24 protein-coding genes and 1 other RNA gene are annotated in these 24,913 nt (G+C 64.7%); 4 read left to right on the top strand and 21 right to left on the bottom strand.

Features of this window, described 5'->3' with window-relative positions; translation table 11 throughout:
• The first annotated feature begins 2 nt into the window (after nucleotides 1-2).
• The 3 genes from DW355_RS06270 to DW355_RS06260 are packed head-to-tail and all read left to right on the top strand — an operon-like array spanning nucleotide 3 to nucleotide 3,251.
• Complete coding sequence (locus DW355_RS06270; RefSeq protein WP_207388087.1) at nucleotides 3-1,046, top strand: ABC transporter ATP-binding protein; 1,044 nt, start codon at nucleotides 3-5, stop codon at nucleotides 1,044-1,046.
• Between the two features lie 5 nt (nucleotides 1,047-1,051).
• The gene (locus tag DW355_RS06265) at nucleotides 1,052-2,047 is read left to right on the top strand and encodes an ABC transporter ATP-binding protein (protein ID WP_131278540.1); all 996 of its coding nucleotides are present in this window, start codon (nucleotides 1,052-1,054) and stop codon (nucleotides 2,045-2,047) included.
• 22 nt (nucleotides 2,048-2,069) lie between these two features.
• Nucleotides 2,070-3,251 carry an amidase gene (locus DW355_RS06260; RefSeq protein WP_131278538.1) on the top strand — a complete coding sequence of 394 codons (1,182 nt, stop codon included), beginning with the start codon at nucleotides 2,070-2,072 and terminating at the stop codon, nucleotides 3,249-3,251.
• Nucleotides 3,252-3,273: 22 nt separating this feature from the next.
• On the opposite strand, the gene DW355_RS06255 is transcribed toward DW355_RS06260, so the two are convergent.
• The 6 genes from DW355_RS06255 to DW355_RS06230 all read right to left on the bottom strand — a co-directional run bounded on the left by DW355_RS06255 (nucleotide 3,274) and on the right by DW355_RS06230 (nucleotide 9,051).
• Nucleotides 3,274-3,771, bottom strand: coding sequence for an ureidoglycolate lyase (locus DW355_RS06255; RefSeq protein ID WP_242671313.1), 498 nt, complete (start codon nucleotides 3,769-3,771; stop codon nucleotides 3,274-3,276).
• Between the two features lie 14 nt (nucleotides 3,772-3,785).
• Nucleotides 3,786-4,523 (bottom strand): amino acid ABC transporter ATP-binding protein, encoded by a 738-nt coding sequence (locus tag DW355_RS06250; RefSeq protein ID WP_131282378.1) that lies wholly within the window; start codon nucleotides 4,521-4,523, stop codon nucleotides 3,786-3,788.
• 39 nt (nucleotides 4,524-4,562) lie between these two features.
• On the bottom strand, nucleotides 4,563-5,228 hold the full coding sequence (locus DW355_RS06245) for an amino acid ABC transporter permease (protein WP_131282375.1): 666 nt from the start codon (nucleotides 5,226-5,228) through the stop codon (nucleotides 4,563-4,565).
• 4 nt (nucleotides 5,229-5,232) lie between these two features.
• Complete coding sequence (locus DW355_RS06240) at nucleotides 5,233-5,997, bottom strand: amino acid ABC transporter permease (RefSeq protein WP_131278537.1); 765 nt, start codon at nucleotides 5,995-5,997, stop codon at nucleotides 5,233-5,235.
• Between the two features lie 109 nt (nucleotides 5,998-6,106).
• Complete coding sequence (locus DW355_RS06235; protein WP_131278535.1) at nucleotides 6,107-7,000, bottom strand: amino acid ABC transporter substrate-binding protein; 894 nt, start codon at nucleotides 6,998-7,000, stop codon at nucleotides 6,107-6,109.
• Nucleotides 7,001-7,152: 152 nt separating this feature from the next.
• Nucleotides 7,153-9,051, bottom strand: coding sequence for an ABCB family ABC transporter ATP-binding protein/permease (locus DW355_RS06230; RefSeq protein ID WP_131278534.1), 1,899 nt, complete (start codon nucleotides 9,049-9,051; stop codon nucleotides 7,153-7,155).
• A 76-nt stretch (nucleotides 9,052-9,127) separates the two neighbouring features.
• Between DW355_RS06230 and DW355_RS06225 the strand changes: the two genes are divergently transcribed.
• Nucleotides 9,128-9,568 (top strand): acyl-CoA thioesterase, encoded by a 441-nt coding sequence (locus tag DW355_RS06225; protein ID WP_131278532.1) that lies wholly within the window; start codon nucleotides 9,128-9,130, stop codon nucleotides 9,566-9,568.
• Between the two features lie 12 nt (nucleotides 9,569-9,580).
• Here DW355_RS06225 and DW355_RS06220 read toward each other — a convergent pair whose 3' ends face one another.
• From DW355_RS06220 to galE, 15 genes are all read right to left on the bottom strand, one after another.
• Complete coding sequence (locus tag DW355_RS06220; RefSeq protein ID WP_131278530.1) at nucleotides 9,581-10,348, bottom strand: YdcF family protein; 768 nt, start codon at nucleotides 10,346-10,348, stop codon at nucleotides 9,581-9,583.
• A 34-nt stretch (nucleotides 10,349-10,382) separates the two neighbouring features.
• Nucleotides 10,383-11,147, bottom strand: coding sequence for an enoyl-CoA hydratase (locus DW355_RS06215; RefSeq protein ID WP_131278528.1), 765 nt, complete (start codon nucleotides 11,145-11,147; stop codon nucleotides 10,383-10,385).
• A 17-nt stretch (nucleotides 11,148-11,164) separates the two neighbouring features.
• On the bottom strand, nucleotides 11,165-11,995 hold the full coding sequence (locus DW355_RS06210; RefSeq protein ID WP_131278526.1) for an acyl-CoA thioesterase: 831 nt from the start codon (nucleotides 11,993-11,995) through the stop codon (nucleotides 11,165-11,167).
• 13 nt (nucleotides 11,996-12,008) lie between these two features.
• Nucleotides 12,009-12,893 carry an alpha/beta hydrolase family protein gene (locus DW355_RS06205; protein ID WP_131278523.1) on the bottom strand — a complete coding sequence of 295 codons (885 nt, stop codon included), beginning with the start codon at nucleotides 12,891-12,893 and terminating at the stop codon, nucleotides 12,009-12,011.
• A 48-nt stretch (nucleotides 12,894-12,941) separates the two neighbouring features.
• Complete coding sequence (locus tag DW355_RS06200) at nucleotides 12,942-14,147, bottom strand: acetyl-CoA C-acyltransferase (RefSeq protein ID WP_131278521.1); 1,206 nt, start codon at nucleotides 14,145-14,147, stop codon at nucleotides 12,942-12,944.
• Between the two features lie 40 nt (nucleotides 14,148-14,187).
• A non-coding RNA gene (locus DW355_RS06195) (sX9 sRNA) lies at nucleotides 14,188-14,262 on the bottom strand.
• Nucleotides 14,263-14,313: 51 nt separating this feature from the next.
• Entirely contained in the window at nucleotides 14,314-16,734 is a 2,421-nt protein-coding gene (locus DW355_RS06190; protein ID WP_131278519.1) for a 3-hydroxyacyl-CoA dehydrogenase/enoyl-CoA hydratase family protein, read from the bottom strand.
• 20 nt (nucleotides 16,735-16,754) lie between these two features.
• A complete protein-coding gene (locus DW355_RS06185; protein ID WP_131278517.1) occupies nucleotides 16,755-17,270 on the bottom strand; it encodes a DUF2147 domain-containing protein in 516 nt (171 codons plus the stop codon).
• Between the two features lie 5 nt (nucleotides 17,271-17,275).
• The gene (locus tag DW355_RS06180; RefSeq protein ID WP_131278515.1) at nucleotides 17,276-19,072 is read right to left on the bottom strand and encodes an acyl-CoA dehydrogenase C-terminal domain-containing protein; all 1,797 of its coding nucleotides are present in this window, start codon (nucleotides 19,070-19,072) and stop codon (nucleotides 17,276-17,278) included.
• 81 nt (nucleotides 19,073-19,153) lie between these two features.
• Nucleotides 19,154-19,828, bottom strand: a complete 675-nt coding sequence (locus DW355_RS06175) for a TetR/AcrR family transcriptional regulator (protein ID WP_131278513.1) — start codon at nucleotides 19,826-19,828, stop codon at nucleotides 19,154-19,156.
• Between the two features lie 113 nt (nucleotides 19,829-19,941).
• Nucleotides 19,942-20,790 (bottom strand): fumarylacetoacetate hydrolase family protein, encoded by an 849-nt coding sequence (locus DW355_RS06170; protein ID WP_131278511.1) that lies wholly within the window; start codon nucleotides 20,788-20,790, stop codon nucleotides 19,942-19,944.
• Nucleotides 20,791-20,914: 124 nt separating this feature from the next.
• Entirely contained in the window at nucleotides 20,915-21,541 is a 627-nt protein-coding gene (gene slmA, locus DW355_RS06165) for a nucleoid occlusion factor SlmA (protein ID WP_131278509.1), read from the bottom strand.
• A 152-nt stretch (nucleotides 21,542-21,693) separates the two neighbouring features.
• Nucleotides 21,694-22,560 carry an acetylglutamate kinase gene (gene argB / locus DW355_RS06160; protein ID WP_131278507.1) on the bottom strand — a complete coding sequence of 289 codons (867 nt, stop codon included), beginning with the start codon at nucleotides 22,558-22,560 and terminating at the stop codon, nucleotides 21,694-21,696.
• Between the two features lie 116 nt (nucleotides 22,561-22,676).
• The gene (locus DW355_RS06155) at nucleotides 22,677-23,900 is read right to left on the bottom strand and encodes an MraY family glycosyltransferase (RefSeq protein WP_347562747.1); all 1,224 of its coding nucleotides are present in this window, start codon (nucleotides 23,898-23,900) and stop codon (nucleotides 22,677-22,679) included.
• Nucleotides 23,867-24,877 (bottom strand): UDP-glucose 4-epimerase GalE, encoded by a 1,011-nt coding sequence (galE, locus tag DW355_RS06150; protein ID WP_131278505.1) that lies wholly within the window; start codon nucleotides 24,875-24,877, stop codon nucleotides 23,867-23,869. Before galE ends, DW355_RS06155 begins: the two co-directional genes overlap by 34 nt.
• Between the last annotated feature and the right edge of the window lie 36 nt (nucleotides 24,878-24,913).

The following is a 24,913-nucleotide window of genomic DNA, read 5'->3' as shown; positions in this document are numbered from 1 at the left end:
CCATGACAGCCTTGCTGCCTCCCCTGGTCGATGTCGGTGGCCCCGCCCAGCCGCTGCTCACCATCCGCGGCCTGAAAAAGTACTTCCCACTCCAGCAAGGCCCCCTGGGCGGCGGTGGCGGCGTGGTGCGCGCGGTCGATGGCGTCGACTTCGAGGTTCTCAAGGGCGAGACCCTGGGCGTGGTTGGCGAATCCGGTTGCGGCAAATCGACCACGGCGCGGCTGCTGATGCAACTGATCGCGCCCACCGCGGGTGAGGTGGTGTTCGACGGTCGTACGGTCGGCTCGCGCGACCTGCCACTCAAGGAATTCCGCCGCCAGGTGCAGATGGTGTTCCAGGACAGTTATGCCTCGCTCAACCCGCGCCTGACCATCGAGGACTCCATCGCCTTCGGCCCCCAGGTGCACGGCGTCGGCACGCGCGAGGCCGTGGCGCGTGCCCGCGACCTGCTGGCGCGGGTGGGTCTGGAACCCGGTCGTTTCGCCGAACGTTATCCGCACGAACTTTCGGGCGGCCAGCGCCAGCGGGTCAACATCGCCCGCGCGCTGGCGCTGCAGCCGCGCATGGTCATCCTCGACGAAGCCGTGTCAGCCCTGGACAAATCGGTGGAAGCCCAAGTCATCAACCTGCTGGCGGACCTCAAGACCGAGTTCGGCCTGACCTACGTCTTCATCAGCCACGACCTGCATGTGGTGCGCTACATCAGCGACCGTGTGATGGTGATGTACCTCGGCCAGGTGGCCGAGATCGGCGCGGCCGACCTGCTCTATGAGCAGCCGGCGCACCCCTACACCCGGGCGCTGCTCTCGTCCATGCCCGCCATGGACCCGGACCACCGCACCGAAACGGCGCCCCTGGCCGGCGACCCGCCCAATCCGATCAACCCGCCGAGCGGCTGCCGATTTCATCCACGTTGCCCGCAGGCGGCGCCGGTATGCGCCGAGCGTGCGCCGCAGCTCGGACCGGTCTCGCCCTTGCAGCGCGTCAGTTGCCTGATCCACGAGGCCGGCAGTGGCCATCCCCTCGCCTTGACGCAAGCCGCCTGAGCAGCATGATCCACACCAACGCCACCGACGAGCCACTGGTCCGCCTGCGCGACCTGGGCGTGACCTTCACCGGCGGCCGCAAGCCAGTGCGCGCCGTCAGCGGCGTCAGCCTGGACGTGCGGCGCGGCGAAGTGCTGGCGCTGATCGGCGAATCCGGCTCGGGCAAGAGCGTGACCCTGCGCACCTTGCTGCGCCTGCACCCCGAGCGCCGCACCACCCTGGCCGGCGAAGTGCGCGTGGCTGGCCGTGACGTGCTGGCGATGTCGGGTCGCGCGCTGGCGGACTACCGGGGCAAAGTGGTCTCCATGATCTTCCAGGAACCGCTGCTGGCCCTGGACCCGGTGTATTCGGTGGGCGCCCAGATCGTCGAGTCGATCCGCCGACACGATGGGGTTGACGCCGCGACCGCCCGTCAGCGGGCGCTGGCGCTGTTCGAACGCGTGCGCATCCCCAGCCCGGAACGGCGGCTGGCGGCCTATCCGCATGAATTGTCCGGCGGCATGCGCCAACGCGCGATGATCGCCCTGGCCCTGGCCTGCAAACCGCAAGTGCTGCTGGCCGACGAACCCACCACGGCCCTGGATGCCACGGTACAGATCCAGATTCTGCTGTTGCTGCGCGAGCTGCAACGCGAACTGGGCTTGTCCATCGTCTTCGTCACCCACGACATCGGCGCCGCCGTGGAGGTGGCCGACCGCATCGCCGTGATGTACGCGGGTCGCATCGTCGAGGAAGGCACGGCGCACGAATTGATCCGTACACCGCGCCACCCCTACACGCGCGCCCTGTTGCAGGGACGTGCCCATGGCGCGATGCAGCGCGGTGTCGCACTGCAGACCATCCCCGGCGCGCCGCCGGACCTGAGCGCGCTGCCGCCGGGCTGCGCCTTCGCGCCACGCTGTTCCCACGCGAACGATGCTTGCCGCGCGCAGAAACCCCAGGCCGAGGAAGCGCGCCCCGGCCACCGCGTGAGCTGCCTGCGCCTGCACGAAATTTCCTGACCATTCTCCGACCGTCCCGGCCATGCCTCTGAACGACCCTGCCCACGCTTTTGTCCCCTATCCCGACGTCCCTGTCGCCCATGCATCCACCGGCGCGTTGACGGGTCTGTCCTTCGCCGTCAAGGACCTGTTCGACGTGACCGGTTACCCGACGGGCGGCGGCAACCCCATCGTGCTCGCGCTGTCAGGCATCAAGACAAGGACCGCTCCCACGGTGCAGGCACTGCTGGACGCGGGCGCGCGCTTCGCGGGCAAGACCGTCACCGACGAGCTGGCGTTTTCGATGAACGGCAACAACGCGCATTTCGGCGCGCCGATCAACGGCGCGGCACCGGAACGCATCACCGGCGGCTCTTCCTCGGGTTCGGCCTCGGCGGTCTCCTCGCGCTTGTGCGACTTCGCGCTGGGAACGGACACCGGTGGCTCGGTGCGCGCGCCAGCCAACCACTGCGGCCTGTACGGCATCCGCCCCACGCATGGCCGCGTCAGCCTTGAAGGGGCGCTGGATCTCGCACCCAGTCAGGACACCTGCGGCTGGTTCGCGCGTGACACCTTGACCATCGCGCGCGTGGCCGATGTGCTGCTGGACGCCGACCCGCACCCGCTGCCAAGCCGTGTCCGGTTGCTGCGCCCCACCGATGTCTGGTCTTTGCTATCGCCGGAGGTCACGGCCGCGCTGGGCCCGGCCGTGCAAGGCGTGGAAAAGCTGCTGGGCGACAGCCAGCCCGTCCACGCCGTGCTGGACAGTTTCGACGCCATGTATTGGAGTTTTCGCCACATCCAGGGCCGCGAAGCCTGGACGACCGACGGTCCGCTGATCGAACGTTACGCGCCGCCTCTGGGGCCCGGCGTGGCGGAACGTTTTGCCTGGTCGCGCGAAGTAACGGATGCACAGGTGCAGGCCGCCAACACTTTCCGCACGCGTTTCCACCAGCACCTGACGCAGCTGTTGGGCAACGATGGCGTGCTGCTGATGCCCACCATGCCCGACATCGCGCCCCTGCGCAGCACTTCCGAATCGACGCTGGAGGATTACCGCAACCGCGCCATCCAGATGCTGTGCATTGCCGGCCTCGCAGGTTTCCCGCAACTCTCGATGCCGCTGGCGCAACGCGACAGCGCGCCCCTAGGCCTGTCGCTGCTGGGCCCGGCAGGAAGCGACCGTTCACTGATCACGCTGGCCGAGCGCATTGCGGGAGCTTGATCGGCCGGCTGGCCGCGGCGGACTAGCCGGCCTCCGGCCTCAGGCTCAGCAGCACTGGCTGCGGCAAAGTGATTTCCTCGCAGTCCACGGCATCGGCCGTGCGTTCGATGACCGCGAAGTCCCCCGCATCGACCGCCAGCAATGCGTGATGCCAGACGCCGGGCGCCAACACGACACCCTGTGCACCATCCGTGATGAAGGCCCGCAGATCTTCCGCGCGCGGGGCGGCACCGGCAGGCGCGACCACGATCACGAAACGCCGAGCCCCCAGGGGCACGAAGCTCTGGCTGCCCAGCGCATGGCGCTCCAGCGTCGTGAGCGCTTGCGGGAATGAACGGGCCTGGGCGCGAAACAGCGCCAGGACGGCCCGGCCCTGCGCCTGGTGCAGTTGCAGATCGCGCACGAGATCGAAGCGCTGCGCGCTGCCGGCATTGATGGTCTGGCCCACCTCCCCCGGGTGCTGAATCACCACGCCGAAGGGCGTGAAGGCTAGCGCAGTCAGAGGCAGCGGGCGCAGCAAGACCGCACCCCGGCTCAATGCGCCAGGATCTTGTTCAGGAAATCCTTGGTGCGCGGCTGGCGGGCCTCGAGGTTGCCGAAGAACTGGTCCTTGGAGCAATCCTCCAGGATGCGGCCGCCGACGTCGATGAAGATCACGCGGCTGGCGACCTTGCGGGCAAAACCCATTTCGTGCGTGACCACCATCATGGTCATGCCTTCGCCCGCCAACTTGACCATCACATCCAGCACCTCACCCACCATTTCGGGGTCCAGCGCCGAGGTCGGCTCGTCGAACAGCATCACGATCGGGTCCATGGACAACGCACGCGCGATGGCCACGCGTTGCTGCTGGCCGCCCGACAGCTGGCCGGGGAACTTGTCCTTGTGCGCCATCAGGCCCACGCGGTCCAGCATCTTCAGGCCGCGCGCCTTGGCTTCGTCCAGGCTGCGGCCCAGCACCTTCACCTGCGCGATGGTCAGGTTTTCCGTCACGGACAGGTGCGGGAACAGCTCGAAGTGCTGGAACACCATGCCGACGCGGCTGCGCAGCTTGGGAAGGTTGGTCTTGGGATCGTGCAGGGGCACGCCGTCCACGAATATCTCGCCCTGCTGGAAGGGCTCGAGCGCGTTCACGGTCTTGATCAGCGTGGACTTGCCCGAACCCGAGGGACCGCACACCACGACCACGTCACCCTTGTTGATGCTGACCGAGCAATGGTTGAGCACCTGCACCGGGCCGTACCACTTGGACACTTCCTTGATTTCGATCATGGGCTGGGACATGGATGAAAACTCCGACGAAAACAGTTTTTAGCGAATGATGGCGATCTTCTGCTGCAGGCGTTTGACGGCATTGGACAGGCTGTAGCAGATCACGAAATAAAGCACCGCGGCCAGGATGTAGGCTTCGCGCGGATGGCTCAGGTTGTTGCCCGCCACGGTGAAACCATGCAGCAAATCGTGCGCGGTGATGATGTAGACCAGCGAGGTGTCCTGGAACAGGATGATGGTCTGTGTCATCAGCACCGGCAGCATGTTGCGGAAGGCCTGCGGCAGGATGACCAGCTTCATGTTCTGCCCATAGCTCATGCCCAGGGCAAAACCGGCATTCACTTGTCCGCGCGGAATCGACTGGATGCCGGCCCGCATGATTTCACTGAAATAAGCCGCTTCGAAGGCGACGAAGGTGATGACCGCAGAGCCCTCGGCGCCGATGGGTCGCCCGATGACCAAGGGCACCAGCAAGAAAAACCACAGCAGCACCATCAGCAGCGGGATGGAACGCATGCCGTTGACATAGACCGCGGCCGTCAGCTCCAGCGCCTTGATGCCTGACAGTCGCATCAAGGCGAGCAGCGTGCCGAAAAACACCCCGCCCAGGGTTGCCACCAAGGTCAGCGCGAGACTGAACCAGAGGCCACCCAGCACGTAGGAACGGAACACCTCCCAGGTGAAAAAGGAAAAGTCCAGCACCATCATGTCAATGGCCTCCACCGGTGGATGCGACGAATCCAGGCACGCGGACGCGCTTTTCGATGAATGCCATGATCCGGTTGATGGCGAAAGCCGAGATGATGTAGAGCAGGGTCACGGCCAGGTAGATCTCGATGCCACGCGAGGTTTCCTCGCCCGCCTGCTGGGCAAAGAAGGTCAATTCGGTGATGGACACGGCAAAGGCCACCGACGAATTCTTGAAGATGTTCATGCACTCGCTGGTCAGCGGCGGGATGATGATGCGAAACGCCATGGGCAGCAGCACATAGCGGTAAGTCTGCCGGGTCGTGAAGCCCAATGCCAGGCCGGCGTAGCGCTGACCACGAGGCAGGGCCTGAATGCCTGCGCGCACCTGCTCGGCGATGCGGGCCGAAGTGAAGAAGCCCAGCCCGATCACCACAAGCAGCAGCTTGGGCACGTCCGCAAAAACCGGGAAAACCACCGGCACCACGTGGTACCAGAGGATGACCTGCACCAAAAGGGGTATGTTGCGGAAAAACTCTACCCAGAGGTTGGCCCAGCGCGCGATGCGCGATTTGCCGTGCGGCGTGTCGGGCAGGGTGCGCAGCACGCCGACGACGGTGCCGATGACCAGCGCCACGCCGAGCGCCAGCACCGCGACCATGATGGTCTGCCCCCACGCCTCGATCAGCCACCCCAGATAGGTCTGGTCGCGGCCCACGCCCAGGCAATTTGCCTGCACCTGTTGATCGATGGTGTCGGCACAGAAGATGGACCAATCCAGGGCCATGCCTTACCTCATTCCTTGCTTGCTTACGCTGAAATCGGGACGAATGTCCGACTGTGAAAACGCCCGCCGACGGGCTGCGCCGCGCGGCGGGCGTTTCTTCAAGCCGGGATTACTTGTTGAATTCCTCGGCCGGCGCGTCGGACGGGTTCTTCAGCAGATCCTTCAGCACGGAGCCCATGGCCAGGTTCACGCTGGTGTTCTTCGGCGGGATCGGGCTCAAGAACCACTTGCTGTAGAGCTTGTTCAGCTCGCCGGACTTGATGGCTGCGCGGATGTAGTCGTCCACGGCCTTCTTGAAGGCCGGGTCGTCCTTGCGGACCATGATGGCGATGGGCTCGATGTTGAGCGTTTCGCCAACGATCGTGAAGTCCTTCGGATTCTTGGAACTCGCGATCAGGCCCGCCAGGATGTTGTCATCCATCACGAAAGCGTCGGCGCGGCCGGACTCGAGCAGCAGGAAGCTGTCGGCGTGGTCCTTGCCGTAGACCTCGGTGAACTTGATGTCGGCGCCGCGCTTGTGCTTGCGCAGCAGGGCCACGGACGTGGTGCCCGTGGTGGTGGCGACGGTCTTACCTTCGAGGTCGGCGATGGACTTGATCTTCGAGGTCGCCTTGACGGCGGTGCGCACTTCCGTCACGTAGGTCGTCAGCGCGAAGCTCACGTCTTTCTGGCGGGTGGCGTTGTTGGTGGTGGAGCCGCACTCGATGTCCACGGTGCCGTTCTGCACCAGCGGGATGCGGTTGGCGGACGTGACGGGCGTGTATTCGACGGTCGCGCCGGGGGCCACGGACTTCAGGATGTTCTGGCAGAGCTCGACGTGGTAGCCGGTGTACTTGCCGTCACCCAGCGTGTAGGACAGAGGCGCAGAAGACTCGCGCACACCCATCACCACCTTGCCGGAGGACTTGATCTTGGCCAGGGTGTCATTGGCCTGGGCTTGCACGCCTGCGGCCAGGGTCGTCAGCGCCACGGCAAAGGCGGAAACCAGCAAATGCTTTTTCATGTGAGGAGCTCCTTCTGTGAATTCCGGAATAGAACCGGGATGAAAAAATGGGACGGCGAAGTATCTAGCAAAAAGACGAGCAAAAACCGTACCCGGGTCTCCTTTACGGGAAAACCGGGAGCGGATTATGGCCCCGGCCTGCGCCCTGGGGCTCAGATCGCGTCCGAAACGCTCTGTTGCAAGGCCCACATGCGCGCGTAGCTGCCGTTCTTTTCCAGCAGGGCGGCATGCGATCCACGCTCCACGATACGCCCTTGTTCCAGCACGAGAATTTCGTGCGCATCGACCACGGTGGACAGGCGGTGCGCGATGACCAGCGTGGTCTTGCCTCGCGCAACGCTTTGCAATTCGGCTTGGATGGCGCGCTCGTTGGCGCTGTCCAGGGCCGAGGTGGCTTCGTCGAAGATCAGGATGGGCGGATTCTTCAGCAAGGTGCGCGCGATGGCCACGCGCTGTTTCTCGCCGCCCGACAGCTTGAGCCCGCGCTCGCCCACCATGGTGTCGTAGCCCTGGGGTTGCGCGCTCACGAAGTCATGGATGTGGGCAGCCTTGGCCGCTGCCTCGATCTCCTCCCGAGTCGCACCGGCCTGGCCGGGACGGCTTGGGTCAGTGGTGCGGCCATAAGCGATGTTGTAGGCGATGGTGTCGTTGAACAGCACGGTGTCCTGCGGCACGATGCCGATGGCCCGGCGCAGGCTGCCCTGTGTCACCTGGCGGATGTCCTGGTCCGCGATGCGGATGCTCCCGCCCGTGATGTCGTAGAAGCGGTAGAGCAGACGCGCCAGCGTGGATTTGCCCGCGCCTGAAGGTCCGACCACGGCCACGGTCTTGCCAGCCGGGATCTCGAAACTCAGGCCCTGCAGGATGGGGCGGGCCGGGTCGTAGGCGAAGCTGACGTCATCAAAACAAACGGCGGGGGATCCCTGCCCGGGCAAGGCCAGTTCCACCGCGCCCGGCACATCGGCCACTTCGCGCTCGCGCTCCAGCAAGGTGAACATCTTGTCGATGTCGGCCAGGCTCTGCTTGATCTCGCGGTACAGCACGCCCAGGAAGTTCAGTGGGATATAGAGCTGAATCATCAAAGCGTTGACCATCACCAGATCGCCCAGGGTCATGCGCCCATCGGCCACGCCCGACGCCGCGCGCCAGAGCATGGCGACCAGGCCAGTCGCGATGATGAGCTGCTGCCCGGTGTTGAGCAGGCTCAGCGTCATCTGGCTCTTGATGGCGGCGCGCCGGTACTGCTCCAGGTGCTCGTCGTAACGGCGCGCCTCGAAGGTTTCGTTGTTGAAGTACTTGACCGTCTCGTAGTTGAGCAGGGAATCGATGGCGCGGCCGTGCGCATTGCTGTCCATCTCGTTCATGCGGCGGCGGTACTGCGTGCGCCACTCGGTGACCGAGACCGTGAACACGATGTAGGCGATCAGCGCGGTCAGGGTGATCCAGACGAACATCGGATCAAACTTGAACGCCAGCAGGCCCAGCACCAGCGCGAACTCGATCAGCGTCGGCAGGATGCTGTAGAGCGAATAGGAAATCAGGGTGTGCACGGCGCGCGTGCCCCGCTCGATGTCGCGGGTCATGCCACCCGTCTGCCGCTCCAGATGAAAGCGCAAGGACAGCGCATGCAGATGCCCGAAGACTTGCAGGGACAGCTTGCGCGCGGCACCCTCGGTCGCCTTGGCGAAGATCAGCTCACGCAGTTCCGTGAACAGGGAGGTCATGAAGCGCAGCGCCCCATACGCCAGCAACAGCGCGGCCGGGACGATCACCGCCGCGGCCACTGCGGCGCCTATGCCGGTGGCCCCGCTCATGCGGTCCACCAGCTCCTTGAGCAGCACCGGCACACTCACGTTGGCCAGCTTGGCGCAGATCATGAAAGCCAGCGCCGCCAACACCCGCCATTTGTAGTGCCAGAGGTAAGGGAACAACTTGCCCAGCGTGGCCCAGTCCGAACGCTGCCCGGCTGCCAGCACGGGCGCGACGGAAACGAGGGAGGAATTCAAAAGCGCGCCGCCACGGCGCGCGGAGTGGTCAGCGTGGCCGCGCATGGGAAGGATGAGGGTGGGAGTGAGACAATTCAGAGAGTCCGCATTGCGCGGGCCGGTTTTTCAGGAATTGTCCTCCATGTCTCTTGCCCCCGCCGCCCTCCCCGTCAATCTCGGCCCCGCCACCCCGCCCTCCGACGAGGAACTGGTGCTCAAGGTCATCCCCATGCCGGCGGACTGCAACGCCAATGGCGACATCTTCGGTGGCTGGGTCATGGCCCAGGTCGACCTGGCCGGCTCCGTGCTCCCGGCCCGTTATGCGGGCGGGCGCATGGCCACCGTGGCCGTCAACGAATTCCTGTTCAAACAGCCGGTGCGCGTGGGTGATCTGCTCAGCTTCTACGCCAAGCTGGTCCGCGTCGGCCGCACCTCCCTGACCGTCAAGATCGAGGTCTATGCCGAACGCATGAAGTCCCAAGGACAGTTCGTCAAGGTCACCGAAGCCACGCTGACCTATGTCTGCATCGACGAACAAGGCCGGCCGCGCGAAGTGCCGCACCGGCCCGCGATGACGGCCTGAGGGCGCCGGGGCTCAGAGCCTGCCGCTCAGGCGGTAGGCCGCCCATCCCAGCAGTTCATGCAAGGCCAGCTGCCATTTCGCGGCCCCCTGCGACAGGGAATACTGGTGCCAGGGCGTGGCCAGACCGGTGCGATAGTCGGTGGGCCAGGGCGTCACATTCCAGCCCACCTGCTTGAAGGTGCCCAAGGCGCGCGGCATGTGCCAGGCCGAAGTGATGAGCAGCCAGGGACGTGTCCGGTCGACGCCGGGCAAGGCGGCGCTGAACAAGGCATTTTCGTGGGTGTTGCGCGAGCGGCTTTCCAGCAGCAGCCGCTCAGATGGCACGCCCTGCTGGGCATAGAAGCGGCGCGCACGCTCTGCCTCGCTCAGCCCATCGGCCAGCCATTCGCCTTCGCCCCCCGTGTAGAGCAGCAACAGCCTGGGCTCGCGCTGCAACAACGGCAAGGCCGCGGTCAAGCGCTCGGCCGCGCTGTTGAGCGCGGGCTGGTCGTGGCCCTCCCAGACATAGCTTGACTCTGTGCTGCCACCGAGCACAATCACGCCAGCGTATTGAGACAGATTGAGCTGCACGGGCGCGGGGTGTTGCGCTTCGAGCTGGCGCAGCAAGGCATCAGGCAGAGGCTCCCAGCCCTGCAGCAGCAACACGAACAGTGCGGCCCAGAGCAGGCCCTGGCCCGCGCGGCGCCAGTGGCGCTGTAGCAGCAATCCGAGCAAGAGCAAGGCCACCACCCAGGCCAAGGGCTGGGTGAGAACGTTCAGAAGCTTGGCGATGACAAACATGGGGCCATTGTGGCGGCCCTGCGGGCGACCGACTTCAGACTTTGCTGAAGTCAGGTTTCCGTTTGGCCATGAAAGCGCCGAAAGCTTCGCGGGCGGCGGGTTCACGCAGCATGCGGCCGAAGCTGGCGCCCTCCTCGTTCATGCGCGCGTTCACCTCCACGTCCAGTCCGCGCTTCATGAGGCGCTTGGTCTCGACCAGGGCGCTCAAAGGCTTGGCCGCGAGCTTGCGGGCCTGGGCCTGGGCGTAGGCATGGGTCTCGGCGGGCGCGAGCACGCGGTTGACGAGGCCGACTTCCAGCGCTGCTTCGGCCATGAAGGGTTCACCCAGCAGCAGGGCCTCGGCCGCGCGGTGGTAACCGAACATGCGCGGCACCAGCAGGCTGGAGGCGAACTCAGGGCACAGGCCCAGGTTGACGAAGGGCATGGAGAAGGCCGCGTTGTCTCCCGCGTACACCAGGTCGCAATGGAACAACAAGGTGGTGCCGATGCCCACGGCCGGGCCGTTGACCGCAGCCAAAGCGGGCTTCTGGAAACCGGCCAAGGCGCGCATAAAGCGCCAGACCGGCGCATTCGGATCGGCCGGGGGCGCATTCAGGAAATCGCCGATGTCGTTGCCCGCAGAGAACACGGTCTCGCTGCCTTGGAACACCAGCACCCGCACGCTGGCATCGGCCGCCGCCGCCTCCACCGCGTCGGCCAGCTGCGCGTACATGGCGGAGGTGATGGAGTTCTTGCGCTCGGGGCGGTTGAAGCTCAGGGTGGCGATGCCGTCTTCGGTGTGGACGAGGATGTCGCTCATGAAGGGTCTCCTGAAGTTTAGGCTTTGTAGTAGACGATCTGATGGCTGGTGGCGAGCAGCACGCCGGCCTCGTTCCAGAGCTGCGCGGACTGATCGAAGAAGCCGTTGCGGAATTCCTGCGCGCTGGCCTGACCGAGCAGCCAGCCCACGCCCGTCGCCTGCAGTTCCTGGGCACTGGCGTGGAAATAGGTCGTGATCGACACCGTGCCTGCGGGCGTGTAGGTGGCGCGCCGGAGCCAGACGCGCGGAAAGAACACGTCCGAGCAGGCGAGCAGCGAGCAGAAATCCAGCGGGCGCGGCGGCTGGTCGCGGATCCAGAGTCGTGTGGTGCTGTCCGTGCCCAAGCGATCGTCCCAGGCCTCGGGAATGGAACCGCTGACCGGGCGCATCTCGTACTGGCCCAGCCAGGCCATGGCCCGCTCGAACCCCCGCGCGGGCAGCTCGGCCGGCGCCAGCACCTGCGGCATGGGCCGGTCGCTCATGCTCCAGGTCTCGCGTCGCGCGGCCGTCACGGCGGTGGCCGTGGTGACGACCTGGGGTTGCCCCTCTTCGTCGTTCTGCACGATGGCCGCCGTCCAGTGCTGGGTCGAGCGGTTGGTGCGCGCGGGCAGCACCTGCACTTCGAACGGCCCTTGCGTCAGGGCGGCCGCGTAGTTGACCGTGATAGACAGGGGCGAACCCAGCAGATCGGGATGGCGCAGGATGGCGGCCAGCACCACGGCCGCCGTGCTGCCGCCAAAGGGCCCGACCATGTTCCAGTAATCGGCGCTGGTGTGGCCCGCGAAACGCGCGGGACGGCGGTCCTGCCCGACGGGATCCAGCCGCAGGGCGGCATCGAAAGCATGCATCGTGAACCGCCCTTCAAAACCGGGAATCGCGGGCGTAATGTTCGTCCGCGAAGGATTGCAACACCCGCGCGCTGCGTGGCCACAACGCCTTGCGCATGCTGTCGCGGAAAAAGCCGAAATGGCCGATGCGCGGCAGTTCGACCTCGGCGGGTCGAATGACTTCCAGCGCCTGGGGGGCAGATGCGTAGAGGGCCAGCAGGCTGCGCGTGCCGTCCAGGGTCATCATCTCGTCGTCGCTGAAGGACCAGGCCCGGATGGGGTATGGCGCGGCGGCATAGAGCCGTTCCACTTCGTGCCCTTCGGCCACCATGTAGCGCGGATGCAGGCACCAGCGCCGCCACTGGCGAATCACGCCCGCGGGCAGGTCGCCCACCATGCCCAGGCGCCGCCCGGGAAAGTAGCCGCACAGCAGCGTCGCCAAGGGCGCGGCGACGTACCAGAAGAACAGCACACGACGACGCAATGCGGGCGCGTTCTCCCGCCAGTAACCGCTGCCCGCCGCCAGACTGAACAAGCCATCGACCCGCTCGGGACGCTCGAACAGCCCGGGCAGTTGAGCGCCCAGGCTGTGGCCCAGCAGGTAGAGCGCCAATTGCGGGCGCTCGTTGCGCGCGCTCTTCACAACGGCTTCGTAGTCACGCGCCCAATCAAAGAGGTTGGCCTTGAAACCGCGCAGCCGCCCGCCCGGCACGAACCCCAGGGAATCACCATGCCCGCGGTAGTCGAACGTCCAGACTCGGTAGCCCTCCTGCGCCAGCCAGGTCGCGTAGGCCGCGTAGTAGCTCTGGGGCACGCCCATCGCGCCACCGATGACCACCGTGGCCCTGATCTCGCCTGCAGGTTCGAAGACACGCACAGCCAAGGTGGCACTGTCGACAGTGAGGGTTCTGGTTTGCATGGCGATACTCCGTGAAACCGGGGGCCGCAGAGGCCGACCCGCCGGTCGTCAGACGCGCTCGAAGATGCCGGCCGCGCCCTGTCCCATGCCCACGCACATCGTGACCATGCCGTACTTCAGGTTCTTGCGGCGCAGCGCGTGCACCACAGTGGCCGATCGGATGGCGCCGGTCGCGCCCAGCGGGTGGCCCAGCGCGATCGCCCCCCCCATGGGGTTGACCTTGGCGGGGTTCAGGCCCAGGGTGCGGATCACCGCCAGCGACTGCGCGGCGAAAGCCTCGTTCAGTTCGATCCAGTCCATGTCCTCGTGCCTGAGGCCCGCGTAGCGCAGCGCTGCGGGAATCGCCTCGATGGGGCCGATGCCCATGATGTGCGAGGGCACGCCCTTGGAGGCGAAGCTGACGAAACGCGCCAGCGGCTGCAGGTTGAAGCGCTTGACAGCGGCTTCGCTGGCCAGGATCAGCGCGCCCGCGCCGTCGCTGGTCTGCGAGCTGTTGCCCGCAGTCACCGAGCCGCGCGCGGCGAACACGGGTTTGAGCTTGGCCAGCGCCTCGACGGTGGTGTCGGGGCGCGCGCCCTCGTCCAGATTCACGCTGCGCTTCTTGACCGACACCTCGGCGGAGTCCAGGTTCACCGAACGCTCGGCCACCTCGATGGGCGTGATCTCGTCGCCAAAGTCGCCAGCCTTCATCGCGGCCACGGCCTTCATGTGGGACCTGTAGGCGAACTCGTCCTGGTCGTCGCGGCTCACCTTCCACTGCGTGGCGACCTTCTCGGCCGTCAGGCCCATGCCGTAGGCGATGCCGTAGTCGTCCACGTTGTCGGTGTTGCCGAAGAAGTTGGGCGAGAAGGACGGCACGTTGCCACCCATGGGCACCATGCTCATGCTTTCCACACCAGCGGCGATCATCACCTCGGCCTCGCCAACGCGGATGCGGTCGGCCGCCATCTGCACGGCCGACAGGCCCGAGGCGCAGAAACGGTTGACCGTGATGCCGCCCACGCCCACCGGCAGGCCCGCCATGACCGCGGCGATGCGCGCCACGTTCAGGCCTTGCGGCCCTTCGGGAATGGCGCAGCCGGCCACCACGTCCTCGATGGACTTGGGGTCCAGGTTCGGCACCTGGGCCAGCGCGGCCTTGAGCGTGGTCGCCAGCAGGTCATCGGGCCGCATATTGCGGAAGAAACCGCGGTGCGAACGGCCGATGGGCGTGCGCGTGGCGGCAACGATGTAAGCGTCTTGCACTTGTTTCATGATGCGTCTTTCTTCATCACGTTAATAGGGTTTTGTTCGTGATTGAGGAAGCGTAGCGAGCGACCCTCAGGCAAGGCGGACGGAGCGCAGGAACCGGAACGTACTTCCTGTACGTAAGGATTCCGAGCACCGCCCAACGCGGCATGAGGGACGCGCAGTAGCTTCATCAATTGCGAACGGGCTTGCCGGTGTTGAGCATGCCGAGGATGCGCTCCTGCGTCTTGGGATGCACGATCAGCGAGCAGAAGGCCTTGCGCTCCAGCGCCATCAAGTACTCCTCACTGACCAGCGTGTTCGCATCCACATCGCCGCCACAGACCACTTCAGCGATCAGACTGGCGATATGGAAGTCGTGCTGGCTGACGAAGCCGCCGTCGCGCATGTTCACGAGCTGGCCCTTGATGGTCGCGATGCCGCTGCGACCGGCCACCGGGAAGAGACGCTTGAGCGGGGCGCGCCAGCCGCCCTGGTACATGGCCTTGGCTTCGTTGAGCGCGACGTAGAGCAGCTCGTCCTTGTTCGGGACGATCACATCGCTGTCCAGCAGGTAGCCCAGCTTGCGCGATTCCAGCGCACTGGTACCCACCTTGGCCATGGCGGCGGCGGTGAAACCCTCGGTCAGGAAGGGCAGCAGTTCCTTGTTGGTGGAGAAAGCCGCGTTCTCGGCCGCGCGGCGCGCGATGTAGGTCAGACCGCCCGCGCCGGGCACCAGACCCACGCCGACTTCCACAAGGCCGATGTAGCTTTCCATGGCGACCACGCGGCGCTGCGAATAGACCGCCAGCTCACAGCCGCCGCCGAGCGCCATGCCGCGGATCGCGGACACCACCGGCACGCCCGCGTAACGCAGGCGCAGCATCATGGTCTGCATCTCCTGCTCGGCGCCTTCGATCGCACCCACGCCGGCCACCATGAAGGCGGGCAGCGTGGCCTGCAGGTCCGCGCCCACGCTGAAAGGCTCGTCACCCGACCAGATCACCAGACCCTGGTAGTCCTGCTCGGCAATCTCCACCGCGCGCACCAGGCCTTCGACCACGCCGGGGCCGATCGCGTGCATCTTGCTCTTGATGCTGGCGATCAGCACGCTGCCGGTCACGCTGGCGCGGTTGTCGTCCAGCGTCCAGATGCGGATGGCCTCGTCCTCGTGCAGGGTGATGCCTGCCGTCTTGTATTTTGGCGTACCGTCGCCCAGCAGGCTTTCGCGGAAGTACTGCAACTCGTACACCGGCAGTCGGCGGCGCGGCTGGAACTGACCCGTCGTGGGGTTGTAGGAGCCCTTGGCGGTGTGCACGCCGCCCGCCTTCACCACCGCGTCGCTGAACACCCACTTGGGCAGCGGCTCCTTGCTCAGCGCCTTGCCCGCGTCGATGTCGGCTTGCACCATCTTGGCCACCTCGAGCCAGCCGGCTTCCTGCCAGAGCTCGAAGGGACCTTGCTTCATGCCGAAACCCCAGCGCATGGCCAAGTCCACGTCGGCGGCGGTGTCGGCGATGGTCGCCAGGTGCACGGCCGCGTAGTGGAAGCTGTTGCGCAGGATGGCCCAGAGGAACTGGCCCTGCTTGCCCTCGGCGTTGCGCAAGAGCTTGAGGCGCTCGCCCGCGGGCTTCTTGAGCATGCGCTCGTAGACCGCGTCGGCCTTTTCACCACCCGGCACGTACTCCTTGCCCTCGAGGTCGAAGCGCAGGATGTCGCGGCCCACCTTCTTGTAGAAGCCCGCCTTGCTCTTCTGCCCCAGGTTGCCCATCTCGATCAGGGTCTTGAGCACGGCCGGCGTGCCGAAGCTGCCGTAGAAGGAGTCGCTCTTCTCGTCCAGGTTGTCCTGCAGCGTCTTGATCACGTGGGCCATGGTGTCCAGGCCCACCACGTCGGCGGTGCGGAAGGTGCCGCTGGACGCGCGGCCCAACTTCTTGCCCGTGAGGTCGTCCACCACGTCGTAGCCGAGGCCGTAGTTCTCGACCTCCTTCATGGTCGCCAGCATGCCGGCGATGCCCACGCGGTTGGCGATGAAGTTGGGCGTGTCCTTGGCGCGCACCACGCCCTTGCCCACGGCGCTGGTCACGAAGGTTTCGAGCTGGTCGAGGATGGCGGGCTGCGTCGTCGGCGTCGCGATCAGCTCCACCAGGTACATGTAGCGCGGCGGGTTGAAGAAGTGAATGCCACAGAAGCGCGGTTTGATCTCGGCCGGCAGCGCCTCGGACAGCTTGGTGATGGACAGGCCCGAGGTGTTGGACGCCACGATGGCGTGCTTGGCGACGTGCGGCGCGATCTTCTTGTAGAGATCGAGCTTCCAGTCCATGCGCTCGGCGATGGCCTCGATGATGAGGTCGCATTCACCGAGCAAGCCCAGGTTCTCTTCGTAGTTGGCGGCCTGGATCAACGCCGCGTCGTCGGCCACGCCCAGGGGCGAGGGCTTGAGTTTCTTGAGGTTGTCGATCGCCTTGGTGACGATGCCGTTCTTGTGCCCCTCTTTGGCCGGCAGATCGAACAGCACCACCGGCACTTTGACGTTCACGAGATGGGCCGCGATCTGCGCACCCATCACGCCCGCGCCGAGCACGGCGACTTTTCTTACTTGGAATCGGGACATGATGATGTTCCTTTGTGTCTTCAGTTCACGCGCACCCAGATCTGGGTGCGGTAGAAGGGACCGAGGTAGCCGCGCACCTGCAGCTTGGCCCCGCCCTCGATGGGCGTCAGCTTGAGCTTATAGGTCTTGCCTTTTTCCGGGTCGAGGATCTCGCCACCTTCCCAGATGGCCTCGCCGCGGTTCTGTTTGACGCCGCGGATGATCTCCAGGCCCACCATGGGCTGGCCCTTGCGGTCGTCCTCGCATTTCACGCAGCTTGCCTTCGGGTCCGCGCCCTTGCGCAGCAGTTGCTCGATGCGGCCCGCAACGACACCCCCCGTCTCGGTGATGGCGATGAGGCTCTTCACCTCGCCCGTTTCGTCATCGATGGTGTGCCACTTACCCACGGGCGTGTTCTGGGCGTGAACGACCGAAGCCGCCACAAAAAGCAGCGTACCAAGCAACCAGACGCGGGCACCCGTGGAACCGGCTTGGCCGGGCCACTGGGTGTGCCCCCTCAAGGGGGAGATGCCAAAGGCGTTTCGGGGGTGCTTCATATGCTTCAGGCCAGGGCCAGGTGGGTGTCCATCAGGGACTTGGAGCCCGCGCGGGCCGTGCGCATCAGCGTCGCGGTCTCGGGGAAGAGCTTGGCGAAGTAGAAGCGCGCGGTCTGCAGCTTGGCCTGGTAGAAGGGATCGGTGTCGCCGGCGGCGATCTTCTTGAGCGCGACGGAGGCCATGCGAGCATGGAAGTAGCCGAACACGAGGTGACCCGCGACACGCAGGTAGTCCACGGCGGCGGCGCCCACCTCGTCTGGGTTCTGCATGCCCTTGAAGCCAATTTCCATGGTGAACTTGGTCATCTGCTCGGCCAGCACGGCCAGGGGGCTGATGAACTCGCTCATCTTCTCGTTCACGCCCTCTTCCTCGATCAGCGCGCCAACGATCTTGCCGAACTTCTTGAGCGTCGCGCCGTTGTTGCCCAGGATCTTGCGGCCCAGCAGGTCCAGCGACTGCACGGTGTTCGTGCCTTCGTAGATCATGTTGATGCGGGCATCGCGCACGAACTGCTCCATGCCCCATTCCTTGATGTAGCCATGACCGCCGAAGACCTGCTGGCACATCACGGTGGCCTGGAAGCCGTTGTCTGTCAGGAAGGCCTTGATGATGGGGGTAAGCAGGGCCAGCAGTTCGTCGCTGTCCTGGCGCACCTGCTCGTCGGGGTGGTACAGGTGCTGGTCCAGCAGCAGCGCGCAGTAGCAGGCCAGGGCGCGGCCGCCTTCGGCGTAGGCCTTGGCGGTCAGCAGCATCTTGCGCACGTCCGGGTGCACGATGATGGGGTCGGCTTCCTTGTCCTTGGCCTTGGTGCCGGACAGGCTGCGCATCTGCAGGCGGTCCTTGGCGTAGGCCAGGGCGTTCTGGTAGGCAACCTCCGTCAGGCCGAGCGACTGGTTACCCACGCCCAGACGGGCGGCGTTCATCATCACGAACATGGCTTGCAGGCCCTTGTGCGGCTGGCCCACCAGGGTGCCGACCGCGTTGTCCAGGACCATCTGACAGGTGGCGTTGCCGTGGATGCCCATCTTGTGCTCGAGGCCACCGCAGTAGATGCCGTTTTGCTCGCCGAGGGAACCATCGGCCTTGAGCTTGTACTTGCTGACCGCGAACAGGCTGATGCCCTTGCTGCCCTTGGGCGCGTCGGGCAGGCGGGCCAACACCAGGTGAACGATGTTTTCGGTGAAGTCGTTGTCGCCCGAGCTGATGAAGATTTTGGTGCCGTTGATCTTGTAAGTGCCATCGGCCTGGGGTTCGGCCTTGGTGCGCAGCAGGCCCAGGTCGGTGCCGCAATGCGGCTCGGTCAGGCACATGGTGCCCAGCCACTCACCGCTGACCAACTTGGGCAGCAACTGCTTCTTCTGCTCGTCGGTGCCGTGGGCCTGCAGGCACTCGTAGGCACCATGCGACAGACCGGGGTACATGGTCCAGGCCTGGTTGGCCGAGTTCAACATCTCGTACAGGCACTGGTTCAGCACGAAGGGCAGGCCCTGGCCGCCGTATTCAGGGTCGCAGGACAGCGCGGCCCAGCCGCCTTCGATGTACTGCGCGTAGGCCTCCTTGAAGCCCTTGGGCGTGGTGACCTCGCGCGTCTGCGGATTCAGCGTGCAGCCTTCCTGGTCGCCGCTGATGTTGAGCGGAAACACCACCTCGGCGGCGAACTTGCCGCCCTCTTCCAGCACGGCATTGATGGTGTCGGCGTCCGTATCGGCATGGCGCGGCATCTGCTTGAGCGCACTGCTCACGTCGAGCATCTCGTGCATCACGAACTGCATGTCGCGCAGGGGCGGGTTGTAGCTGGGCATGGTGTACTCCTTGTGTGTTCGAAGGTTGAATTAAAGAACCGGTATATGTAAGCCTGATGGAATGACCACTCGCGGTCCCGCTCAGTGCGCGCCGGACGAATATCGCGCCAGGATTTGCTCGAAGGCCCTTTGGGCACGCTCGATGGAACCCGGCGTCTGAAGAAAACGCGCCTCGTAATGCACGGACAGGATCAGGCCGTGGATCTCGAAGCAAATCTGCCGCACATCCGCGTCGGCCACCAACTCTTCCTCTTCTTTCGCGAGGGTCGCGGCACGCTCCACCGCCGCGAGCCAGACCCGCACCGAACATGCCAGCGCATCACGCACGGGGCCAGGCCGGTCGTCGAAGTCGATCGCGCCGCTGATGAAAATGCAGCCCGACTGGATTTCCTCCGTCACGCGCTTCATCCAGTTCTCGAACAGCGCACGCAGGCGCGGCAGGCCGCGCGCTTCCTGGATCGCTGGATAAAACACCTCCTGCTCGAAGCGCTGGAAGTATTCATGAATGACGGAAATCTGCAACTCCTCGCGCGAACCGAAATGCGCGAAGACGCCAGACTTGCTCATGCCCGTGGACTCGGCCAGCGCGCCGATGGACAAGCCCTCAAGCCCCGCCTCGGCCGCCAGGGCCAAGGCAGCGTCCAGGATGACCAGACGGGTCTGCTGCCCCTTGTGCAGGACGCGGCTCGGCGCGGCGTCTGGCGCGGCGACGCGGCGGCGAGCTGTTTTGCGGCCGGGAACGGCGAGCTGGGGCATGACTCAAAATAAAACGAACGATCGTTCTATTTTGCCTCAAAAAAGTGACTCCCCACAAGACCAGGTCTGGTCCGCCGGTTTGCCCGTGTCTGATAAGCGGAAAGGTTGGGGTTTTAGCGCTTGAACGCGACGACGTGCTGGGTCTGTGTGCCCAAGCCCTCGATGCCCAGTGTCATCACGTCCCCAGGCTGCAGGAAGCGCTGAGGCCTCATCCCCATGCCCACGCCAGGCGGGGTCCCGGTGATGATCACGTCACCGGGCGACAGCGTCATGTACTCGCTCAGGTGGCTGATGATCTTGGCCACGCTGAAGATCATGGTCCGGGTGTTACCGGTCTGCATGCGCTGGCCGTTCACATCCAGCCACATGCCCAGCTTCTGCGGGTTCGGGATCTCGTCTTTCGTCACCAGCCAGGGCCCCAGAGGGCCAAAGGTGTCGCAGCCCTTGCCCTTGTCCCACTGGCCGCCGCGCTCCAGCTGGAAGGCACGTTCACTCACGTCATTGGCCAACACATACCCCGCCACATGGTCCAACGCGGCCTTCTGCGTGACATGGCGGGCCGTCTTGCCGATGATGACGCCCAGTTCCACCTCCCAGTCGCCCTTCTGGCCGCCCTTGGGCAGCATCACGTCGTCGTCCGGTCCCTGGATGCAGCTGACGGCCTTGGTGAAGACGATGGGTTCGGCCGGGATGGGCATGCCCGCTTCCTTGGCGTGGTCGCTGTAGTTCAGGCCGATGGCGATGAATTTGGGCGTGCCCGCCACCGGCGCGCCGTAGCGGACCTGGCCGCGCACCAGAGGCAGTTTGTCGGCCTTCAGTTTTTGCAGCTTGGCCAGCGAGGCGTCCGACAGTTGCGCGGGACCGATGTCGGGCAGCACACCGGCCAGCGAGCGCAGCCGGCCTTCGGCATCGATCAGGCCCGGTTTTTCCTGGCCGGGCTTGCCATAACGAGCAAGTTTCATGGTCGATCTCCTCTTTTTTTATCTGCCGTTCTGATGCACGTCTGGCACCAACGGTCAGCAGAACCTCGGGCCAAGCCCCACAGCGGTGCCTGCCTCGAGCCGATCGGTGACCCCGACCAGCGCCTCAGCGCAGCATCTGCGCCAAGCTGTCGTCCAGGAATTCCGTAGGCGGTCGGCGAAAGCCCGAGCGTGCGAAACGCTGCAGGCGGCCCACCACGAAGGCCGTGAGCACCGAGGCCTGCACCTGGGCATCGGCCGAGGGCGTGGAGGCATCGGCCGCCGCGCCGAAGCGCAGGCCTTGCTTGAGCAGGGTTTCGATCTTGTCGAAGAACTGGTTCATGCGTTGCTGCAGACGCTCGTTCTCGTACACCAGGGCGTCACCGACCATCACGCGCACCATGCCGGGGTTTTTCTCGGCGAACTGCAGCAACAGGGTCACGACCGCGGCGGCCTGGCGCAGCCCCGCGCTGGGGTCGGTGGCTTGCGATTCGCGCTCGGCGATCTGGTTGGCCAGGGTGAACACAGACTGCTCGATGAATTCGATCAGGCCCTCAAACATTTGCGCCTTGCTGGCGAAATGGCGGTACAGGGCGGCCTCGCTCACTTCCAGGCGGGCCGCCAGGGCCGCGGTGGTGATGCGCTCGGCACCGGGCTGTTCCAGCATGGCGGCCAGCGCCTGCAGGATCTGGATGCGCCGCTCGCCGGGCTTGGGTCGCTTGCGGGCCGGGGTGACCTCCGTCCCGGCCTCCACTTCGGGGCATCCGTGGCGGGAGACTCGGCGGCGGAGGGGAGATCGGCGTCGGACATTCGGTGCGGGGAATGAGTGTTTAGCGGTTACGGGTCATTGTCCAACATTCGGCGGCGGCGATTCCGAATGGGACGGAATCACCCGCCTGCAGGTGCTCAGTGCGAACGGATCATGGTGCCGTAGGCATCGCCGGTCAGGATTTCCAGCAGCATGGCATGCGGCACCCGACCGTCGATGATGTGCACGGCGTTCACACCGCTGCGGGCCGCGTCCACCGCGCCCGCGATCTTCGGAATCATGCCGCCCGAGATGGTGCCATCGGCCATCAGTTCATCGATGCGCTTCATGGTCAGCTCGGTCAGCAGCTGGCCCTGCTTGTCCAGCACGCCGGGAATGTTAGACAACATCAGCAATTTCTCGGCCTGCAGCACCATCGCCAGCCTGGCGGCCACCACGTCGGCATTGATGTTGTAACTCTCGTTGGCCTCGCCGAAGCCGATGGGGCTGACCACCGGGATGAACTGGTCATCCTGCAAGGCCTTGACCACCGAAGGATCAATGGCCGTGATGTCGCCGACCTGGCCCAGTTCGGGATTCAGCGTCTTCGCGCGGATCATGCCGCCGTCGCGCCCGGTCAAGCCCACGGCCTTGCCGCCCGCGTGGTTGATCAGGCCCACGATGTGCTGCTGCACCTCGCCAGCCAGCACCCACTCGACGACCTCCATGGTCTCGGCGTCAGTCACGCGCATGCCCTGTACGAACTCCCCCTTCTTGCCCAGGCGCTTCAAGGCCGTCTCGATCTGCGGCCCGCCGCCGTGCACCACCACAGGATTGATGCCCACCAGCTTGAGCAGCACCACGTCCTCGGCGAAGGCCCGCTGCAGCGCTGGCTCCGTCATCGCGTTGCCGCCGTACTTGATGACCATGGTCTTGCCATGGAACTGGCGGATGTAAGGCAGGGCCTGGGCCAGGATGGCGGCTTTGGCTTGGGAGGAGGCAGGCGGATTGAGGGCGTCGGTCACGGCAGCAAGCGCGGGAAGGAAAGACGGTCAAATTGTGCCGCAAGTCACAAGCGCCTTCGGCAAGTACCGTCCATTGATTGGTCCGTTATCCGTCCGGCACCCATTCATGGGACTGGCTAGCGGTCCACGGGGCCTTGTTCGGAACGCCCGTCCGGAGTGCGCGTCTTGCGCAGCACCAGCCGCCTGGGTACCTTGAACAGCACGATGCGACGGTAGAGCCAAACATAGCTCACGGCGAACAGCAGCACGAAGCACATCAGCATGGGCGTCGAGCGCCAGAACAACATCGCTGGGAAAATGGCCATGGAAGACAACACCCAGAGATAGGGTGAAGTCAGCGCATTGCGGTTGTTCCTGTCTTCCGCCTCGGAACTGCCTACGGCCCAGCGCACCAAGCGTTTGTATACCAGCATATGCAAATGCACCCCGTCGGGTTCCCCAGGCGACATGCCACGCAGGATCTTTTTGCGATAGATCGAGAAGAGAGTTTCGAAGACCGGGTAGATCATCAGCAGCATCGGGAACCAGGGCGAAACCTCCGGATGGCGCATCACCAGCAGCACCGACAGTTCACCTGCCATGAAGCCGAGGAAATAGGCGCCACCGTCCCCCAGGAAAATCAGCCCTCGGGGATAGTTCCAAACCAAGAAGCCAAGCAACGCGCCGATCAGGGCCGCGCAAGTGGTCCACAAGAGCGTGTCGCCGAGCAAAAAGGCCACGTAACCCAAGGCGCCGAAGATCATCAGGCAGAACACGCCCGCCAGACCGTGAAAGCCGTCGATGATGTTGATGGCGTTGGCCACGCCCCCGATCGCCACCATGGTCAGCAACAAGGACAGAGGCCACCAACTCAACGCCAAGTCCACCCACTGATCCACCAAGGGAACGTCCAGACGATTCAATTCCGCCCCCAGCAACACATACCCAAGGACAGCCGACACCATGGTCAACCCAAGACGCCAAAGCACGGAGACTTTCTTGGTGAGATCCTCCACCAGCCCTCCGGCAAAAGCCGGGGCCGCCGCAAGCAATAGCATCAGCAGGCTCCAACCGACATCCAGTTCGCGCAGAAGAAGAAAAAGCGCCACAACCGCCACGCCACAGTACAAGCCTACCCCTCCCACGCGCGGCGTGGGATGTGAATGAAACTTCTGGACCCCGGTCATGCAGTCCGCAGTCAAGTCGTTGTGCAAATGATTGAAGCGGATGATCAACAGGGTAATTACCCAAGAAATCATGCCGGCGATGACGATGCTGTTCACAGTATTGCTTCCATCCCTGATCTTTTTTTTCTCACCAGCCCCCGCTAAAGTTGCGCACAGTGCTGTTGCCAGCGCCACGCGCTGATGCACATTTCATCCAGGCGGACCCCTGCTTGCCAGCCCAGTATCTGTCGCGCCTTGTCCGAACTGGCATAACTAGAGGCCACATCCCCGGGACGACGCGCGACTATTTCATATGGCACATTCATGCCACTTGCGCGTTCGAAAGCCTGAATCACCTCCAACACGCTGTGGCCCGTCCCTGTGCCCAAATTGAAGGCATGCCACCCAGCCGCATCGTCGCGCCCTAAAAAATTCAATGCGGCGAGATGCCCATCAGCCAAATCAGTCACGTGAATGTAATCCCGAACACCCGTTCCATCCGGCGTGTCGTAATCCCCACCGAACACGCTGAGCCTGTCGCGACGCCCCGTTGCGACCTGCGCGATATAGGGCATGAGATTGTTGGGAGTGCCATTGGGATCTTCTCCGATCAATCCGGATGAATGCGCGCCCACCGGATTGAAATAGCGCAAGCAGGCAATCCTCCAGTCTGCATCCGAAACTGCAAGGTCGCTCAGCATCTCCTCAACGTGCAACTTGCTCCGACCATACGGATTGACGGCATGGGTCGGGTGCTTCTCATCCAACGGCAGATACTGCGGTTCACCATAGACCGTCGCGCTCGAACTGAACACGAGCTTACGCACGCCGCAGCGCCGCATGGCACGCACAAGGCACTGGGTGCCGGTGACGTTGTTGTCGTAGTAAGCCAGTGGCTGAGCCACCGACTCGCCTACGGCCTTGAGTCCGGCAAAATGCATCACGGCGCTGACACTATAAGTGCGCAACGTTTGCGCCAGAAGCTCTGTATCGCGCACATCTCCCTCAATCAGCACAGGAGCATGCCCCAGAATCCTCGCTAACCGCGACACCACGTCTGCGCGGCTATTGCTGAGATTGTCATAAAGAACCACTTTATGTCCAATCTGCGCCAACGTCACCGCCGCATGGCTGCCAATGTAGCCAACGCCACCCGTCAATAGAATACTCATGAGCAGCGATTGTGCCGGATGCCCATGTCAGCGCCT

Origin of the sequence: Hylemonella gracilis, from assembly GCF_004328645.1 — a bacterium.
Taxonomy (GTDB): domain Bacteria; phylum Pseudomonadota; class Gammaproteobacteria; order Burkholderiales; family Burkholderiaceae_C; genus Hylemonella; species Hylemonella gracilis_B.
Note: the sequence above shows the minus strand (reverse complement) of the source record. Positions and strands in the feature narration are given on the sequence as shown.